Origin of the sequence: Nesterenkonia halobia (genome assembly GCF_039536005.1) — a bacterium.
Lineage (GTDB): Bacteria > Actinomycetota > Actinomycetes > Actinomycetales > Micrococcaceae > Nesterenkonia > Nesterenkonia halobia.
The window spans coordinates 159,955-177,645 of the sequence record NZ_BAAAYG010000004.1 but is presented as its reverse complement, the minus strand read 5'-3'; the positions used below and the strand labels follow the sequence as shown (position 1 = coordinate 177,645).

Annotated in this window: 12 protein-coding genes; 10 read left to right on the top strand and 2 right to left on the bottom strand. The window is 72.3% G+C overall.

What is annotated here, in order from left to right:
* From ABD652_RS06415 to sucB, 3 genes are all read left to right on the top strand, one after another.
* Positions 1-1,324 (top strand): leucyl aminopeptidase (locus ABD652_RS06415; protein ID WP_344719387.1); only part of this gene is annotated, 1,324 nt, incomplete at its 5' end.
* A 215-nt stretch (positions 1,325-1,539) separates the two neighbouring features.
* A complete protein-coding gene (gene lpdA / locus ABD652_RS06410; RefSeq protein WP_344719385.1) occupies positions 1,540-2,919 on the top strand; it encodes a dihydrolipoyl dehydrogenase in 1,380 nt (459 codons plus the stop codon).
* Between the two features lie 99 nt (positions 2,920-3,018).
* Entirely contained in the window at positions 3,019-4,776 is a 1,758-nt protein-coding gene (gene sucB / locus ABD652_RS06405; RefSeq protein ID WP_344719382.1) for a 2-oxoglutarate dehydrogenase, E2 component, dihydrolipoamide succinyltransferase, read from the top strand.
* A gap of 97 nt (positions 4,777-4,873) precedes the next feature.
* Here the strand turns inward: sucB and ABD652_RS06400 are convergent, their stop codons facing one another.
* Positions 4,874-6,991 (bottom strand): protein kinase domain-containing protein, encoded by a 2,118-nt coding sequence (locus tag ABD652_RS06400; RefSeq protein WP_344719380.1) that lies wholly within the window; start codon positions 6,989-6,991, stop codon positions 4,874-4,876.
* Positions 6,992-7,083: 92 nt separating this feature from the next.
* Here ABD652_RS06400 and lipB point away from each other — a divergent pair, with 92 nt between their 5' ends.
* The 7 genes from lipB to ABD652_RS06365 all read left to right on the top strand — a co-directional run bounded on the left by lipB (position 7,084) and on the right by ABD652_RS06365 (position 15,259).
* Positions 7,084-7,776, top strand: coding sequence for a lipoyl(octanoyl) transferase LipB (lipB, locus tag ABD652_RS06395; protein WP_425574551.1), 693 nt, complete (start codon positions 7,084-7,086; stop codon positions 7,774-7,776).
* Positions 7,773-8,780 (top strand): lipoyl synthase, encoded by a 1,008-nt coding sequence (gene lipA / locus ABD652_RS06390; RefSeq protein ID WP_344719378.1) that lies wholly within the window; start codon positions 7,773-7,775, stop codon positions 8,778-8,780. The genes lipB and lipA overlap by 4 nt, the downstream gene beginning before the upstream one ends.
* Positions 8,781-8,906: 126 nt before the next feature.
* Complete coding sequence (locus tag ABD652_RS06385) at positions 8,907-9,713, top strand: DUF4191 domain-containing protein (RefSeq protein WP_344719375.1); 807 nt, start codon at positions 8,907-8,909, stop codon at positions 9,711-9,713.
* Positions 9,714-10,138: 425 nt separating this feature from the next.
* On the top strand, positions 10,139-10,768 hold the full coding sequence (gene rpsD, locus ABD652_RS06380; RefSeq protein ID WP_344719373.1) for a 30S ribosomal protein S4: 630 nt from the start codon (positions 10,139-10,141) through the stop codon (positions 10,766-10,768).
* Between the two features lie 211 nt (positions 10,769-10,979).
* Entirely contained in the window at positions 10,980-13,691 is a 2,712-nt protein-coding gene (alaS, locus tag ABD652_RS06375; protein WP_344719370.1) for an alanine--tRNA ligase, read from the top strand.
* A 2-nt stretch (positions 13,692-13,693) separates the two neighbouring features.
* The gene (ruvX, locus tag ABD652_RS06370) at positions 13,694-14,218 is read left to right on the top strand and encodes a Holliday junction resolvase RuvX (RefSeq protein ID WP_344719368.1); all 525 of its coding nucleotides are present in this window, start codon (positions 13,694-13,696) and stop codon (positions 14,216-14,218) included.
* A 120-nt stretch (positions 14,219-14,338) separates the two neighbouring features.
* The gene (locus tag ABD652_RS06365) at positions 14,339-15,259 is read left to right on the top strand and encodes a hypothetical protein (protein ID WP_344719366.1); all 921 of its coding nucleotides are present in this window, start codon (positions 14,339-14,341) and stop codon (positions 15,257-15,259) included.
* Here ABD652_RS06365 and ABD652_RS06360 read toward each other — a convergent pair.
* Entirely contained in the window at positions 15,223-17,517 is a 2,295-nt protein-coding gene (locus ABD652_RS06360) for a RelA/SpoT family protein (protein WP_344719447.1), read from the bottom strand. The two genes, ABD652_RS06365 and ABD652_RS06360, sit on opposite strands and share 37 nt — an antisense overlap.
* Positions 17,518-17,691 lie beyond the last annotated feature (174 nt).

Below are 17,691 nucleotides of genomic sequence, written 5' to 3'. Positions count from 1 at the left end.
CACCGGTGAGCCGACCGGCGGGGTGAGCCTGGAGGCGCTGCGCCGCGCCGCCGGCGCCGCCGTGCGTCAGCTGAGCTCGCTGGACTCGGTCGCCCTGGCCCTGCCGGCCGCGACCGTCGAGGAGGTCGGCGCCGTCGCCGAGGGAGCGGCGCTGGGCGCCTACACCTTCTCTCACTTCCGCGGCGACGAGGAGGCCCGTTCGAAGGCCCCGGTGTCCGACGTGCGCATCCTCACCGACCTGAAGGAGCGCCACATCGCCGGCGTGCTGGACCGCGCCGCGGTCGTCGGCGCGGCCGTGCGGGCGACCCGCGACCTGGTCAACACCCCGCCGAACCACCTCTACCCGGAGAGCTTCGCCGAGATCGCCGGCGACCTCTCGGCGCGCACCAAGTCCCCGGCCGCCGAGGGCACGCGGAAGAGCTCGAAGCTGAAGCTCACCGTCTGGGACGAGGACGGCCTGGCCGAGGAGGGCTTCGGCGGCCTGCTCGGCGTCGGCGGCGGCTCGACCCGTGCGCCGCGGATGGTGCGCATGGAGCACGCCCCGTCCAAGCCGGTCGCCCACGTGGCGCTGGTCGGCAAGGGCATCACCTTCGACTCCGGCGGCCTGTCGCTGAAGCCGGGGAACGCCATGACCACGATGAAGCTGGACATGGGCGGCGCGGCCACCGTCGCCGCCGTCGTCCGCGCCGCGGCCGACCTCGACCTGCCGGTCACCGTCACCGGCTGGCTGTGCCTGGCCGAGAACATGCCCTCCGGCAGCGCCCAGCGCCCCGAGGACGTCATCACCATCCACGGCGGCAAGACCGTCGAGGTGCTGAACACCGACGCCGAGGGTCGACTGGTCATGGCCGACGGTCTCGACGCGGCCTCCGCCGAGCAGCCCGACGCGCTCATCGACATCGCCACGCTGACCGGCGCGCAGATGATCGCCCTCGGTGTGCGCACCTCGGGCGTGATGGGCGAGGAGGGACTCCGCGGCCAGCTCGTCTCCTCCGCCGAGGCCAGCGGCGAGCAGCTGTGGCCGATGCCGATCCCCGAGGAGGTCCGCTCCGGGTTCGACTCCGAGATCGCGGATCTGACCAACCTCGGCGACCGCAACGGCGGCATGCTCGGCGCCGCGGCGTTCCTCCGCGAGTTCGTCGGCGACCGCGCCGATGCCGACGTCGACGCTCTGGATCCGGAGGCGAAGCGCATCCCCTGGGCCCACATCGACATCGCCGGTCCGGCCTTCAACGAGAAGTCCGCCTACGGCTACACCCCGGCCGGCGGCACCGGCGTCATGGCTCGGACGCTGATCAACTACCTGGAGAATCTGGGCCGCTGAGCCCGGCCCCCGCCGGTCGGTGCTGGGCCTCGCCGCGCAGCACCGACCGGCGATGACCGGCACTTTCCGGTCCCGGCGCGCCTGTTCCGACGCCCGCCGGGTCCGGTGGAAGGCGCAGTCGCATCAGCGATAGGCTGACGTCAGCGCACGACGGGGCCGCACGGCCCGACGCCACAACTGCAGACATCATCACGCGACCCAAGGGAGCAACGACCGTGGCCGACCAGCCTCAGGCACAGGAATTCGACGTACTCGTCCTCGGGGGCGGCAGCGCCGGCTATGCGGCCGCGCTGCGCTCGGTCCAGCACGGCCTCAGCGTCGGGCTGGTCGAGAAGTCCAAGCTCGGCGGCACCTGCCTGCACACCGGCTGCATCCCCACCAAGGCCTACCTGCACGCCGCGGAGCTCGCCGACGAGGCCCGCGAGTCCGAGAAGTACGGCGTCAAGACGTCCTTCGAGGGCATCGACATGGCCGCACTCCGGAACTACAAGGACGGCATCGTCGCCGGCAAGCACAAGGGACTCACCGGTCTGCTGAAGATGCGCAAGGTGACCGTCGTCGAGGGCGAGGGCACCCTGGTCTCCCCCACCGAGGTCGACGTCGGCGGCACCCGCTACGCGGCTCGGCACATCGTGCTGGCGACCGGCTCGACGGCGAAGACGATGGGCCTGCCGCTGAGCGAGAAGATCATCACCTCCACCGAGGCCCTGGAGCTGGACCGCGTGCCGCAGTCGGCCATCGTGCTCGGCGGCGGCGTCATCGGCAGCGAGTTCGCCTCCGCCTGGGCCTCCTACGGGACCGACGTGACGATCATCGAAGGTCTGCCCTCGCTGGTGCCGAACGAGGACCCGGCGATCATCAAGCAGCTGGAGCGCAGCTTCAAGAAGCGCGGCATCTCCTTCAACACCGGCACCTTCTTCACCGACGTCTCCGAGACCGCCGACGGCGTGAAGGTCACCCTGGAGGACGGCAAGACCTTCGAGGCCGAGATCTGCCTGGTCGCCGTCGGCCGCGGCCCGGTCACCGAGGGCCTCGGCTTCGAGGAGCAGGGCATCACGCTGGACCGCGGCTTCGTCATCACCGACGAGCGGCTGCACACCGGCGTGGGCAGCATCTACGCGGTCGGCGACATCGTGCCCGGCCTGCAGCTGGCCCACCGCGGCTACCAGCAGGGCATCTTCGTCGCCGAGGAGATCGCCGGGAACTCCCCGATGGTCGTCGAGGACATCAACATCCCCAAGGTCACCTTCTCGCAGCCGGAGATCATGTCGGTGGGCTACACGCAGCCGAAGGCCGAGGAGGAATTCGGCACGGACCAGATCGAGGTCACCGAGTACAACCTCGCCGGCAACGGCAAATCCTCCATCCTGGGCACTGCGGGCCTGATCAAGATGGTCGGGGTGAAGGGCGGACCGATCGTCGGCGTCCACGGCATCGGCAGCCGCATCGGCGAGCAGATCGGCGAGGCCCAGCTCATCGTCAACTGGGAGGCCTACCCCGAGGACGTCGCCACGCTGGTCCACGCCCACCCCACGCAGAACGAGGCCATGGGCGAGGCCGCCATGGCCCTGTTCGGCCACCCGCTGCACGGCTGAGCACGTTCGGCCGATCACCCGGCAGACGAGTCGCACATCCAGAGAATTCCCCAGTCGGCACGGCTGGCACACGCATTGCGAGAGTAGGAGTCGGACATCATGTCTGAGACTGTGAACCTTCCCGCCCTCGGTGAATCGGTCACCGAGGGCACTGTGACCCGGTGGCTCGTGGAGGTCGGTGAGCAGGTCGAGGTCGACCAGCCCATCGTCGAAGTCTCCACCGACAAGGTCGACACCGAGGTCCCCTCCCCCGCCGCCGGCACCGTCGAGGAGCTGCTGGCCTCCGAGGACGAGACCGTCGAGGTGGGCTCGCCGCTGATCACCATCGGCGACGGCTCCTCGTCCGGCGGGTCCGACGAAGGTTCCGGCGAGGCCTCCGCCGAGGCCGAGCCCGCCGCCGAGCCGGAGCCGGAGCAGCCGGCTCAGGAAGAGCCCGCCGCACCGGCCGCCGGAGGCGGCGACGGTGAGGAGGTCACCCTCCCGGCGCTGGGCGAGTCGGTCACCGAGGGCACTGTCACCCGGTGGCTCGTGGAGGTCGGTGAGCAGGTCGAGGTCGACCAGCCGCTGCTGGAGGTCTCCACCGACAAGGTGGACACCGAGGTGCCCTCCCCGGTGGCCGGCACGATCCAGGAGCTGAAGGTCGGCGAGGACGAGACGGTCGAGGTCGGCGCAGTGCTGGCCCTCGTCGGCTCCGGCGCCGCCTCCGCTCCGGCCGAGGAGCAGCCCGCCCCGCAGGCGGAGGAGCCCGCGGAGAAGACCCAGGAGAAGCCGGCGGAGAAGGCCGAGGAGAAGCCCGCCGAGCCCGAGCCGCAGCCTGAGCCCGCCGCGGAGAAGCCCGCCGAGCAGGAGCCGGCGGAGAAGCCCGCGCCGCAGCCGGAGCCGGCCGCGGAGACCTCGGCCTCGACGTCGCCGAGCGGATCCGGGGCTGAAGGGTATGTGACGCCGCTGGTGCGCCGCCTGGCCCGCAAGGAGGAGATCGACCTCTCCGAGGTCACCGGCACCGGCGTCGGCGGCCGCATCCGCAAGCAGGACGTCCTGGACGTGGTGGAGGCCCGCAAGGCCCGGGCCGCCGAGGCGCCGGCGGCGTCGGCCCCCGCGCCCGCCGCGGCTCCGGAGGTCGCCGTCGACACCACCAAGCGCGGCACCACGGAGAAGGCTCCGCGGATCCGTCAGGTGATCGCTCAGCGGATGAACGAGTCGCTGGACGTCTCCGCCCAGCTGACCCAGGTCCACGAGGTCGACATGACCCGGATCGTGAACCTGCGGAAGAAGGCCAAGGCCTCCTTCCACCAGCAGAACGGGGTGAACCTGACCTACCTGCCGTTCATCGCCACCGCGGTCACCGAGGCGCTCAAGCAGCACCCCAAGCTGAACGCGGAGTACGACGAGGACAGCCAGCAGATCATCTACCACGACCGGGAGCACCTGGGCCTGGCCGTCGACACCGACAAGGGCCTGCTGGTGCCGGTCATCTCCGACGCCGGCGGACTGAACCTCGCCGGCCTGGCGCAGAAGATCTCCGACGTCGCCGAGCGGACCCGCAGCAACAAGATCGGTCCGGAGGAGCTGGCCGGCGGCACGTTCACCATCACCAACTTCGGCTCGGTGGGCGCGCTGTTCGACACGCCGATCATCAACCAGCCGCAGGTCGCCATCCTCGGCACCGGCGGGATCGTCAAGCGTCCGATGGTCGTCGAGGACGCCGACGGCAACGAGACCATCGGCATCCGGCACATGATGTACCTGTCGCTGACCTACGACCACCGGCTGGTCGACGGCGCCGACGCCGGCCGCTTCGTCCAGACGCTGAAGGCTCGTCTCGAGGAGGGCGCCTTCGAGGCCCAGCTGGGCCTCTGAGGAGTCGACGAGCCGGTCGCCCGCGACCCGGCCCCATGACGTCAGGGCCTCGCACCGGAGACGCTCCGGTGCGAGGCCCTGACGCGTCTCCGGGGTCTCATCCGCCCCGAGCTGTGCGCCCGCCCGGGAGTGCCCCACCACCGCTCGGCCGAGGGCCCCGCCGCGCCGCGACCGCCCCGCGGGGCCCGGCGGTCCCGCCGGGGGTGGTCACCGCGGAGCGGTCCGCGTCGGCCGGCTCCCGGACCGCCTGCAGCTTCCACACGCCCTCCCGGCGCACCAGCGTCAGCCGCACCTGCTGGGACAGCGGCTCGATGTCCTGCGGACCGAGCGCCTCCCCCTCGTCCCCGGCGCCGCCGTCCTCCGGCACGAAGCTCTCGGCCCGGACCTCGACCTGAACGGCCCGGCGCGCCTGCTCGCCGTCCCGGGCGGCGACCTCCTCGACGTCGCCGAGTGCGTCGATGCGCATCGGCTCCCCGGCGTAGGTCAGCTCGCGGTCGACCATGGCCGCGAGCAGCCGACGCTCGGCCTCCGCGGCCGGCGACTCCGGCCAGGCATACGCCTCGACGGCCCCGTCCGGCTCCTCCGCCGCGCCCGCGCGGCGCAGCGCAGACGTGCGCAGCGCGGCCACGCCTTCCAGCGCCGCGAGGACGTCGTCGTCGCGCAGCTGCCGTCCGGCCCGATCCCGTGCCTCCTGCGCCTCCTCGGCCGCGTCCTCGCGCGTCTCTTCACCCGCTTCCTCGGCATCCTCCTCAGCCTCCGGCGCCGGGTCCGGTCCGGGCTCGGCGGCGCCGGCGTCGGAGGACTCCCCCGCCGTCGCGCCCGTCGTGGTGCCGCCCGGCGCCCCGGTGTCCGAGGGTGAGGCCGCCCGCCAGACGAGGCCTCCGACGATCAGCGCCGCCGCGGCGGCGACCGCGACTCCCGCGGCGAGGAGCCGCCGGGGGCGCCGGCCGGAGAGCACGGCGGCCTCGCGTCCCTCCGCGCCGCGGCGTGACCGCGGAGGCTGCTCCTCCGCGGCGGGGAACTGCGGCACCAGCCGCTCGTCGACCACCACCGGCTGCGGAGCCGCGGCGCGATACAGCTCGACGGCGACCTCCGCCGCCGACGGACGCTCCTCGGGATCCTCGGCCAGGCACGACTCGACGAGCCGGGCCACCGACCCGGGAGTCTGCGGCGCCGCGACGGTGAGCGGCCCGCGGTCCTCGCCGGCCGGGGGCTCGCCGGTCAGCGCGGTCCAGGCGGCGGCGCCCAGGGCGTGCACATCGGCCGCCGGCGACTGTCCGGCCGTCAGCGCTTCGGCTCGGGCCGACGGTTCCGCCGCGACGACCAGCGCCCGCCGTTCCGGTGCCAGCGACTCCACCAGGCCCGCGCTCGAGGGCAGATGTCCGAGCAGCTGGGCGTCGCCGAGCTCGGCGAGGACCGGCCGGCCGTCGGCGGTGACCAGGACCGTCGCCGGGGTGATGTCCCCGTGCGCGACTCCTCTCCGGTGCAGATGCGCGGCGACCTGGGCCACCGGGGTGAGCACAGTGGAGACCTCGCCGACGGTCATCGTCCCCCGCGCCGCGAGGAGGCGGGAGAGCGCCACGGCCTCCTCCGCCTCCACCACCAGCCCGCGGCCGTGGCTGGTCTCGACATGTCCCCAGGTCCGGATCAGGTGCTGCGCCACCACCTGGGGGATCTCCTCGCCCGTCCCTCCCGCCGGCGGCTCCGCCGCGGCCTGCTGGGCCTCCGCGTCCTCCGGCGCGGCGGGATGCGGGCCGACGACGGCCGCGTCGAGGGCTCTGAGCTCCGCGTCCAGCTGCGGCGAGGCGGCCGCCGGGCCGCCGGCCGCGGGACTCGCACTCGCCGGGCCGGCGGCCAGCCGCAGCACCAGCCGCCGCGGCGGCCGGCCGCGCGCCGTCCAGACCGGCCCGCGCCCCGGATCCGCTCCGCGCACCGCCTCGGCGGGCGCGTCGCGGGCCGAGGCGTCACGGATCGAGGCATTACGGGCCGAGGAGTCACGATGGACCAGCCAGCGGGCCCCGCGCGGGCCGGCGTCCAGCAGCGTCTCGACGACCAGCCCCGAGGCCCGCGGCGGATCGGACCGGCGGGCGGCGGCCGGCGCCTGTGCATCCGCCGGACGGGCTTCCTCCCTCGCCCGGCCCTCCCGAACACGGTCCTCACGGCTCCGGTCCTGACGGCGACCCGGGTCCGCCGGGTCCGACGTGTTGCTGCTCATGACGACCAGCCTGCCCCATCACGCGCCGCTCTGCAGGTCTTCTCCACAGGGTCGGCACCCATCCTCGCCGCGAGCGGGCTAGGCTGGGAGTCATGGAACTCGCCTTCCGACGCCTCGGACTCTCTCCCGATCTCGTGGACTACGGCGAGGCGCTGGACGCCCAGCGCCGCCTGCACGCCGACGTGCTCGCCGGGCACAGCCCGTCGACGGTGCTGCTGCTCGAGCACGCCGACGTCTACACGGCCGGGCGTCGCACCGCCGACGGCGACCGCCCGCAGGACGGCACGCCCGTGGTCGACGTCGACCGGGGCGGCGAGATCACCTGGCACGGCCGCGGCCAGCTGGTGGGCTATCCGATCATCCGGCTGGCCGAGCGGGCGATGGTCAAGCAGTACGTCGCCGTGCTGGAGTCGCTGCTCGTCCGCGTCCTCGACGAGCAGTTCGGCATCGCCGCGACCACGGTCGAGGGGCGCTCCGGCGTGTGGCTCACCGACGGCCCGCGCGACCGGAAGATCGCCGCGATCGGACTGCGGGTGCACCAGGGCGTCACGCTGCACGGCTTCGCCCTGAACTGCTCGAACGACCTCGCGCCGTTCGAGAACATCGTCCCCTGCGGCATCAGCGATGCCGACACGACCACCATCAGCGCCGAGCTGGGTCGCACGGTGACTCCGGCCGACGTGATCGACCCGGTGGCCGAGGCGCTGGCCGAGGAGCTCCCGCAGTTCCTCCCGGCCGACGCCGACGCCGCCTCTCCCCGTCCGACAGAAGGAGCCCTGCAGTGACAGTCGCCCCCGAAGGCCGGCGCATGCTGCGCGTCGAGGCCCGCAATGCCGAGGTCCCCGTCGAGCGCAAGCCCGAGTGGATGCGCACCAAGGTGAAGATGGGTCCGGAGTTCGCCGCGATGAAGAAGCGCGTGGGCGAGAAGGGCCTGAACACCGTCTGCGAGGAGGCGGGCTGCCCCAACATCTTCGAGTGCTGGGAGGACCGCGAGGCGACCTTCCTGATCGGCGGCTCGGCCTGCACCAGGCGCTGCGACTTCTGCGAGATCGACACCGGCCGGCCCCAGGAGCTCGACACCGCCGAGCCGCTGCAGGTCGCCGAGTCGGTGCGCGAGATGAACCTGCGCTACGCCACGGTCACCGGCGTCGCCCGCGACGACCTCGCCGACGAGGGCGTCTGGCTGTACGCCGAGACCATCCGCAAGATCCATGAGCTCAACCCCGGCACCGGCGTCGAGATCCTCATCCCGGACTTCTCCGGCAAGGAGGAGAACATCGCCGGCATCTGCGAGGCGAAGCCCGAGGTCTTCGCGCACAACGTGGAGACGGTCCCGCGCATCTTCCGGCGCATCCGCCCGGCCTTCCGCTACGAGCGCTCGCTGGACGTGCTCACCCAGGGTCGCGACCACGGCATGATCACCAAGTCCAACCTGATCCTCGGCATGGGCGAGACCCGCGAGGAGGTCTCCGAGGCGCTACAGGACCTGCACGACGCCGGCTGCGACCTGCTGACCATCACCCAGTACCTCCGCCCCACCCCTCGGCACCTGCCCGTCGACCGCTGGGTGAAGCCGCAGGAGTTCCTGGACATCTCGCAGGAGGCGGAGGAGATCGGCTTCCTCGGAGTGATGTCCGGGCCGCTGGTGCGCTCCTCCTACCGGGCCGGCTCGCTGTGGACGAAGGCCATGCAGAAGAAGGGCTGGCAGATCCCGCCGGAGCTGGCGCACATCGAGCCCTCCGGGACCACCAAGCAGGAGGCCGCCACGCTGGTCGCCGCCGGTCACTGAGGTCCGGGCGCCGCGCCGCGGCGCCCCGCGTCCGACGACGGCGCGCGCGGCGGTCCGGGCGGCTGTCCGGGCGGCGTCGGCTCGGAGGCGGAGACCGCGGCAGTTCTCCGCTAGACTGGAGGGACTATGGCACCAGCTGACTCCCCCGAATCCCAGGTCTCCTCGCGCGCCGACGCCAAGGCCGAGCTCAAGAAGCTCCGGGCCCGGCAGAAGGCGGATCAGAAGGAGAAGAAGGCCCGGAAGAAGGCCAAGCCCTCGCAGAAGGAGGGCCTCTTCTCCCGCCTGAAGCAGGTCTTCTCGATGACGCGCGCCCACGACCCGAACATCGGGTGGTGGATGGCGCTGGCCTTCCTGGTCGCCTTCGGCGTCGTCGCCCTGCTGGTCGGCCTGCTGCTGAACACCCTCACCGGCGTCCTCGTCGGCCTGCCGGTCGGCGTCCTGGCGGCGATGTTCGTGATGAACCGGCGCGCCGAACGGGCGGCCTTCGCCCGCATCGAGGGGCGCCCGGGGGCGGCGGCCGCCGTGCTCGGGACGCTGCGCCGCGGCTGGGTGGTCACCGAGGAGCCGGTCGCGATGGACCAGAAGACCCAGGCGGCGGTGTTCCGCGCCGTGGGACGCCCCGGGCTGGTGCTGGTCACCGACGGCGGCACCCAGGCGGTGCGCAAGCTCGTGCAGAAGACCCGCAAGCGGTTCACCCCGATCCTCCGCGACACCGGGGTGCCGATCCACGTGATCGAGACCGGCAACGGCGACGGCCAGGTGCCGCTGCCGAAGCTGACCAAGGAGATGAAGAAGCTCGACAAGTCGCTGAGCAAGCACGAGGTCAGCGCCCTGGAGAAGCGCCTGGCGGCGCTGCCGATCAGCCGGCCCCCGGTGCCGCACGGCGTCGACCCGTATCGCGTCCGGCCCGACCGCAAGGCGATGCGCGGCTGAGCCCGACCGAGCCTGGCTGATCCTGGTCGGCACGGCGACGACCGGCCCGGGAGGCCGCGCCCCATCGGCGCGGACTCCCGGGCCGAGCTGTATCCGAGCGGAGTCCCGGGCGCTCAGGATCCATGCTAGGATGGTCTGCTGTCTGGCAGGCGCCGGACAACTCCGCAGCGGGTCGCCCCGGCGAGCCGCTCCTCGATCTCGCATGCTCCTCCTCCGATCCGTCGGGAGGATGTGTGCCGATCCGGCGCCGCAGGTCGGCGAGCATTCGGCAGCTCGCGCTCTCCGGCAGGGATCCCGGAGGCCAGGAGGCCGCCCGTCACGGCGTCGTGCAGTCCGCTCCTGAGGAGGAGTCCCTGGGCTGCCGCGTCGTGTGCCGCGGGCGGCGGATCAACACGATGCCGACGAACAGAAAGGCAACACAGACCATGCCCACCTCTCCCCTGCGCAGCCGCCGCACGGTGAAGGCGTCGCGCGCGCTCGGCGTCGCGCTGACTCCGAAGGCCCAGAAGTACCTGGACCGCCGTCCGTACGGCCCCGGCCAGCACGGCCGCACCCGTCGTCGCGCCGACTCCGACTACGCCGTCCGCCTGCGCGAGAAGCAGCGCCTCCGCGCCCAGTACGGCATCCGCGAGGTGCAGATGCTGCGGTACTACGAGGAGGCCAACCGGCGTGAGGGTCGGACCGGCGAGGTGCTCATCCAGCTGCTCGAGACGCGTCTCGACGCCCTGGTGCTGCGCTCCGGCTTCGCCCGCACCATCGCCCAGGCCCGTCAGTTCGTGGTGCACCGCCACATCACCGTCAACGGCAAGCGCGTGGACATTCCGTCCTTCCGCGTGAAGCCGGGCCAGACCGTCCAGGTCCACCAGCGGTCCGAGAAGTTCGAGCCGTTCCAGGTCGCCGCCTCCGGCGCGCACCAGGACGTCCTGCCGGCCGTCCCGGGCTACCTGACCGTCGAGATCGACAAGCTGCAGGCCACCCTCTCCCGCCTCCCCGAGCGGTCTGAGGTCCCCGTGACCTGCGAAGAGCAGCTGGTCGTCGAGTACTACGCCCGCTGATCCCCGTCGATCGGGACCGCACGGTCCCGGACGATCGCACGCAGGCCGAGAGCCCGTCGTGGACCGCCGTCGAGCGGCCCGCGGCGGGCTCTCGCCGTATCCGCCCGCCGGGCGACGAGCCCGGGAGGCGGGCGCGGTGGTGCACGGGTAGACTTGGCCGGGCGCCGTGGGCGCGATGACCGCTTCGTCAGCAGGAGGACTCCAGGAACCCATGAAGACTGAGGACATCACCCGGACGTGGTACGACTACTTCGCCGCGCAGGGCCATGAGCGCGTCCCCTCGGCGTCGCTGATCTCGCCGGACCCGTCGGTGCTGTTCACCATCGCCGGCATGGTGCCCTTCATCCCCTACTTCCTGGGCACCGAGAAGCCGCCCTACGATCGCGCGGTCTCGGTGCAGAAGTGCATCCGCACCGCCGACATCGAAGAGGTCGGCAAGACCGCCCGGCACGGAACCTTCTTCCAGATGTGCGGGAACTTCTCCTTCGGGGACTACTTCAAGGAGAAGGCCATCCCGATGGCCTGGGAGCTGCTGACGACGTCGCCGGACGGCGACCCGGAGACCGGCCGGCGCGGCTTCGGCCTGGACCCGGAGCGCCTCTGGATCACCGTCTACGAGGACGGCGAGGAGCGCGACGACGAGGCCCGCCGCATCTGGGAGGACGTCGTCGGCGTGCCCCGTGAGCGCGTCATCGGCACCGGCAAGGCGGACAACTACTGGAACACCGGCCAGCCCGGCCCCGGCGGCCCCTGCTCGGAGATCTACTACGACCGCGGTCCGGCCTACGGCGCCGACGGCGGCCCCGCCGTGGACGAGACGCGGTTCATCGAGCTGTGGAACCTGGTGTTCATGGAGGAGCGGCTCTCCGAGGTCCGGTCGAAGACCGACTTCGACGTGGAGGGCCCGCTGGACCGGAAGAACATCGACACCGGCCTGGGCCTGGAGCGGCTGGCGATGGTCCTGCAGGGCGTGGAGAACATGTACGAGACCGACCAGGTCCGCCCGGTGCTCGACCGTGCCGCGGAGCTGGCCGGGGTCACCTACACCTCCACCGAGGACCCCGCCGACCCGAACCATTCCACCGACGTGCGGCTGCGGATGATCGCCGACCATGTGCGCAGCTCGCTGATGCTCATCAGCGACGGCGTGCGTCCGTCGAACGAAGGCGGCGGCTTCGTGCTGCGCCGGCTCATCCGCCGGGTGATCCTCGGGATGCGGCTGCTCGGCGTCGAGGAGCCGGTCTTCGGAGAGCTCGTCCGCGTCTCCCGCGACTCCATGCAGGGCGTCTACCCGGAGGTCGCGACCACCTTCGAGACGATCCGCAGCGTCGCCGAGAAGGAGGAGCAGTCCTTCCTGCGCACCATCTCCGCCGGCACCGCGAAGCTCGAATCGGCCGTGTCCTCCGCGAAGTCCTCCGGCACCTCGCTCTCCGGCGCCGACGCCTTCGCCCTCCACGACACCTACGGCTTCCCCATCGACCTCACCCTGGAGATGGCCGCCGAGGCCGGGGTCAGCGTCGACGAGGGACAGTTCCGCGCGCTGATGGCCGAGCAGCGCGAACGCGCCCGCGCCGACGCCAAGGGCAAGAAGTCCGGCCACGCCGACACCGCGCTCTACCAGCAGCTGCTGGCCGGCCGGCCCACGCACTTCACCGGCTACACCGAGCACACCACGGAGTCTCGCGTCCGCGGCCTGCTGGTCGACGGCGCCTCGGTGGACCGCGCCTCGGCGGGCCAGGACGTCGAGATCGTCCTCGACGCCACACCGTTCTACGCCGAGGCCGGCGGACAGGCCCCGGACTCCGGCCTGATCACCGGCGACGGCTTCGAGCTGCGGGTCACCGACGTCCAGTCCCCCATCGGCGGACTCTCGGTCCACCGCGGCCGGGTCATCTCCGGCGAGGTGCCCGTCGGCGCCGAGGCGCTCGGCGCCATCGACGTCCGCCGGCGCCGGGACGCGCAGAAGGCCCACTCCGCCACCCATCTGATCCATGCGGCGCTGCACGATGTGCTCGGCCCCGAGGCCGTCCAGGCCGGCTCCTTCAACAAGGAGGGGTACCTGCGCTTCGACTTCACCGCCGCCGAGGCGATGAGCGACGGCGCCCGCCAGGAGCTCGAGGAGATCACCAACCTCGCCATCCGCGACGACCACGAGGTCAGCACCGAGGTGATGTCGCTGGACCAGGCCAGGGAGCGCGGCGCGATGATGCTCTTCGGCGAGAAGTACGGCGACCAGGTCCGCGTGGTGGAGATGAACGGGCCGTGGTCCCGCGAGCTCTGCGGCGGCACCCACGTCTCCTCCACTGCGCAGGTCGGCACGCTGGCGCTGCTCAACGAGGCTTCGGTCGGCTCGGGCAACCGCCGCGTCGAGGCGCTGGTGGGCATGGACGCCTTCCAGCACTTCGCCGCCGAGCGCACGCTGGTCAGCCAGCTCACCGACATGCTCAAGGTCCCGTCCGACCAGGTGCCCGACCGCATCTCCGCGACGCTGCAGAAGCTCAAGGACACCGAGCGCGAGCTGGAGCGGCTGCGCGCCGAGCAGCTGCGCGCCCAGGCGGGCCAGCTGGTCGAACGCGCCGTCGACGCCGACGGCGTCGACGTCCTCGCCCACGACGCGGGCGCGGTCTCCTCCGCCGACGACCTGCGCCAGCTGGCCATGGACCTGCGCCAGCGCTTCGGCTCCCGGCCGGCCGTCATCGCGCTGGCCGGCCGGTCGAACGACCGGCCGCTGATCGTCGTCGCCACCACGGCCGAGGCCCGCGAGTCCGGCGTCGCCGCCGGCGCGCTGGTCAAGGAGGCCTGCGGCGTGCTCGGCGGCGGAGGCGGCGGCAAGCCGGACCTCGCCCAGGGCGGCGGCCAGGACGTCTCGACGATCCCGGACGCGCTCGACGGCGTGGTGCGCTCGGTGCGGGCGCGGAGCTGACCATGGCCGAGGAGCCTGGCGACGGCCCGACGGCCGGAGAGCCCGGCCGTGCCGGGGTGCGGCTGGCCGTCGACGTCGGCGAGGCCCGCGTCGGGGTGGCCGCCTCCGATCCGGACGCGCTGGTCGCCACGCCGGTGATGACGCTGCGCCGGGATCCCCGCCGCGGCTCGGATCTGCGCATGCTCACCCGCATCGCCGCCGACCGCGGCGCGGCGGCGGTGTATGTCGGGCTGCCGCTGTCGCTCTCCGGCGAGGAGACCGAGTCCACGCGCAAGGCCCGCGAGTACGCCGCCGCGGCCGCCGGACGGTTCGCCGCGGCGGGGCTGGGCACCACAGTGCATCTGGTCGACGAGCGGCTCTCCACCGTCTCGGCGGCCCAGAAGATGCGCGACTCCGGGGTGGCCTCGCGCGATCAGCGCGAGGCCATCGACCAGGCTGCGGCGGTGGAGATCCTCACCCAGGCGCTGGAGATCCGGGCGGCCCAGGGGGTCGAGCCCGGGGCTCCCGTCGACGCCTCCGGCGGCTGAGCGACCGCGACGGCTCCGCACGGGCGCCGGCGTGCCGGCCCGACGGCGCGACACGCCGTGCTCTCCACAGGTTCGGTCCGGCCACTCCCCCGGTCATGATCTGTCCGGCACGATGGTGTCATGTCAGTCACACCATCGATCGCCGAGCACAGTCCTCCGCCCGCCCCGGCCGCTCGCCGCCGCGCGCTGGCCGCCGACGTCGCCGGTCCGGCGGCCTTCGGGCTCGACCCCGGAGGCCCCCACGGTGCACCGGCCCTCGATCCGACCGTCGCCGACGAGATCCCCGGCGTGGCGCCGACGATCATCGGCACCCGGCTCGCCGAGGGCACGCTGTATCGACCGGGCCGGCCCTTCACCGCCGCGGAGCTCCAGTCGCTCATCGCCGACGGGGCGCTGCATCGCGTCGTCGCCGACGTCCACGCGCCGATCGGGGTGCGCCCCTCGATGAGCCTGCGGGCGCGGGCGATGAACCTGCTGCTGGCCGATTCTCCGGGCGTGGACCCGATCGTCTGCGGCGAGGCCGCCGCCTGGGTCCATCACGGCGGCGCCGCGCCGTCGCGGCTGACTGTGGTGACCCGCACCGCCCACCGCGTCCGCCGCTCCGCCGGCCTGGCCTGGCAGTTCCATCAGGTCGGCCTGGACGACGAGGATGTGATGGAGGTGCGCGGCCTGCCGGTGACCACGCCGCTGCGCACCGCCGGGGACCTCTTCCTCGGCGTGGGCACCTCCGGCGGACGCCGGAGCCTGGACGACCATCCGAAGATGCCCCCGCTGCCGCCGTTGAGCTTCGAGTCGTCGGCGCAGGAGCGCGCCGCGCTGCTCGCCGACGCCCTGGAGGACACCCCCGGCGAGGCGTGGTCGCGGCGCGGCCATCTGCTCGGACGCATGCTGGACCCCGAGGAGGGCGCGGTGACCGTCGAGGAGCTCGTCGAACATCTCCTCGACCGCGTCTGCTCGCGCCGCGACGATCCGGCGCGGGCGGCCCGCATCGAGGAGACCGCGGCTCAGTGCGCCTCGCGCCGCTTCCCCACCGTCCGGTAGACGTCGTAGACGCCGTCGATCCGGCGCACCGAGTTCAGCACATGGTTCAGGTACCGCGGGTCGCCCATCTCGAAGGAGAAGCGCGAGATCGCCACCCGGTCCCGGGAGGTCTGCACCGTCGCCGAGAGGATGTTCACCCGCGACTCGGCCAGCACTCGAGTGACGTCGGAGAGCAGCGAGGTGCGGTCGAGCGCCTCGACCTGGATCTCGACCAGGAACACCGAGGACTTCGTCGGCGCCCACTCCACCTCGACCAGGCGCTCCGGCTCCTGGCGCAGCTGGTCCACGTTGCGACAGTCGGAGCGATGCACCGACACGCCCTGGCCGCGGGTGACGAAGCCCTCGATCTCGTCCGGCGGCACCGGAGTGCAGCACCGGGCGAGCTTGACCATCACGTTGCCCGCCCCCTTGACCACCACGCCGGCGTCCGAGTACTCCGAGGCCGGAGTGATGGGCCGGGTGATCGGCGTGGTGTCGTGCTCCTCGGACTCGTCCTCCTCCGTCTCGAAGAGGGCGGTCAGATGCTCGATCACGTTCTGCGTGGAGACGTGGTTGTCGCCCACGCCTGCGTAGAGCCCCGAGATGTCGGAGTAGTGCAGCTCCTCCGCGACGGCGGCGAGGACGTCCGGGTTCATCACCTTCTGCAGCGCCAGGTTGGACTTGCGGATCGCCTTGGTCAGCTCGTCCTTGCCGCGCTCGATCGACTCCTCGCGCCGCTCCTTGGAGAACCACTGACGGATCTTGTTGCGCGCCCGGGCGCTCTTGACGAACTGCTGCCAGTCGGCGCTGGGGCCCGCGCTCTCGGCCTTGGAGGTGAAGATCTCCACCCAGTCGCCGTGCTGCAGCTCGGAGTTCAGCGGCACCAGCTTGCCGTTGACGCGCGCGCCGATGGTCTTGTGGCCGACGTCGGTGTGGATCGCATAGGCGAAGTCCACCGGGGTCGCCCCCGCCGGCAGCGCCATGACTTCGCCCTTCGGGGTGTAGACGAAGACCTCTTTGGTGTTGATCTCGTAGCGCAGCGATTCGAGGAACTCGTCGGGATCGGTGGTCTCCGACTGCCAGTCCACGAGAGAGCGCAGCCATCCGATGTCGGCGGTGGTCTGGCTCTGCTGCGTCGCCGACTCCGGCGTGGGGCCGCCGGCGGTCGACGGGGCGCCCGCGGCGCCGGCTCCCGAGGCTCCGGCGGACTGCTTGTACTTCCAGTGCGCGGCCACGCCGTACTCGGCGCGCCGGTGCATCTCATAGGTGCGGATCTGGATCTCGACCGGCTTGCCCTGCGGGCCGATGACCGTGGTGTGCAAGGACTGGTACATGTTGAACTTCGGCATCGCGATGTAGTCCTTGAACCGCCCCGGCAGGGGGCTCCACCGCGCATGCAGCGTGCCCAGCGCGCCGTAGCAGTCGCGCACCGAGTCGACGAGCACCCGCACGCCCATCAGATCGTGGATGTCGTCGAAGTCCTTCCCGCGCACGATCATCTTCTGGTAGATGGAGTAGTAGTGCTTGGGGCGGCCGGTGATCGTCGCGGCGATGTTCGCGCCGTCGAGGTCCTCGGCGATCGTCGAGCGCACCTGGCCCAGGAACTTCTCGCGCTGCGGCGTCCGGTCGCCGACCAGACGCACGATCTCCTCATAGACCTTCGGATAGAGCGCGGCGAAGGAGAGATCCTCGAGCTCCCACTTGATGGTGTTCATCCCCAGCCGGTGGGCCAGCGGGGAGAAGATCTCCAGCGTCTCCTTCGCCTTGCGGGCGCTGGACTCGGCCGGCACATACCGCCAGGTGCGCGCATTGTGCAGGCGGTCGGCCAGCTTGATCATCAGCACGCGGATGTCCTTGGCCATCGCCAGGACCATCTTGCGCACCGTCTCCGCCTGCGCGGCGTCGCCGAACTTCAGCTTGTCCAGCTTCGTCACCCCGTCGACCAGCAGCGCGATCTCGTCGCCGAAGTCGGCGGTGAGCTGCTCGAGGCTGTAGTCGGTGTCCTCGACGGTGTCGTGGAGCAGCGCCGCGGCCAGCGTCGAGCCGGTCAGCCCCAGTTCGGCCAGGATGGTCGCCACCGCCACGGGGTGGGTGATGTAGGGGTCGCCGCTCTTGCGCTTCTGCTCGCGATGCCGCTCCTCGGCCACGGCGAAGGCCCGGCGGATCAGCGGGACGTCCTGCTGCCCGTCGTTGGCGCGCATCGCCCGCAGCAGCGGCTCCAGCAGCGGTTCCCCGCCGTCGGTGTCCACCACGCCCACCGCACGCGCACGTCGGGTCACCGGGGGCGAGGGCGGGCTGGCCGCCGTCACCGGATCGGCGTTTCCTGAGCGCGCAGGGCGGGCGCCGTCGTCGTTCACCAGTGCGTACCTGCTCTCCACGGACTCCGGGGGATCGACGGCCGGTCGACGCGAGGGACCGCGCCCCGCAGGACCGCGGCCGCGGCGCCGGCCGAC

Bases quoted from the DNA above. Each gene is read 5' to 3' on its own strand.
- sucB (WP_344719382.1), top strand. From the start codon at position 3,019: ATGTCTGAGACTGTGAACCTTCCCGCCCTCGGTGAATCGGTCACCGAG.
- ABD652_RS06400 (WP_344719380.1), bottom strand. From the start codon at position 6,991: ATGAGCAGCAACACGTCGGACCCGGCGGACCCGGGTCGCCGTCAGGAC.
- lipB (WP_425574551.1), top strand. From the start codon at position 7,084: ATGGAACTCGCCTTCCGACGCCTCGGACTCTCTCCCGATCTCGTGGAC.
- ABD652_RS06385 (WP_344719375.1), top strand. From the start codon at position 8,907: ATGGCACCAGCTGACTCCCCCGAATCCCAGGTCTCCTCGCGCGCCGAC.
- rpsD (WP_344719373.1), top strand. From the start codon at position 10,139: ATGCCCACCTCTCCCCTGCGCAGCCGCCGCACGGTGAAGGCGTCGCGC.
- alaS (WP_344719370.1), top strand. From the start codon at position 10,980: ATGAAGACTGAGGACATCACCCGGACGTGGTACGACTACTTCGCCGCG.
- ruvX (WP_344719368.1), top strand. From the start codon at position 13,694: ATGGCCGAGGAGCCTGGCGACGGCCCGACGGCCGGAGAGCCCGGCCGT.
- ABD652_RS06365 (WP_344719366.1), top strand. From the start codon at position 14,339: ATGTCAGTCACACCATCGATCGCCGAGCACAGTCCTCCGCCCGCCCCG.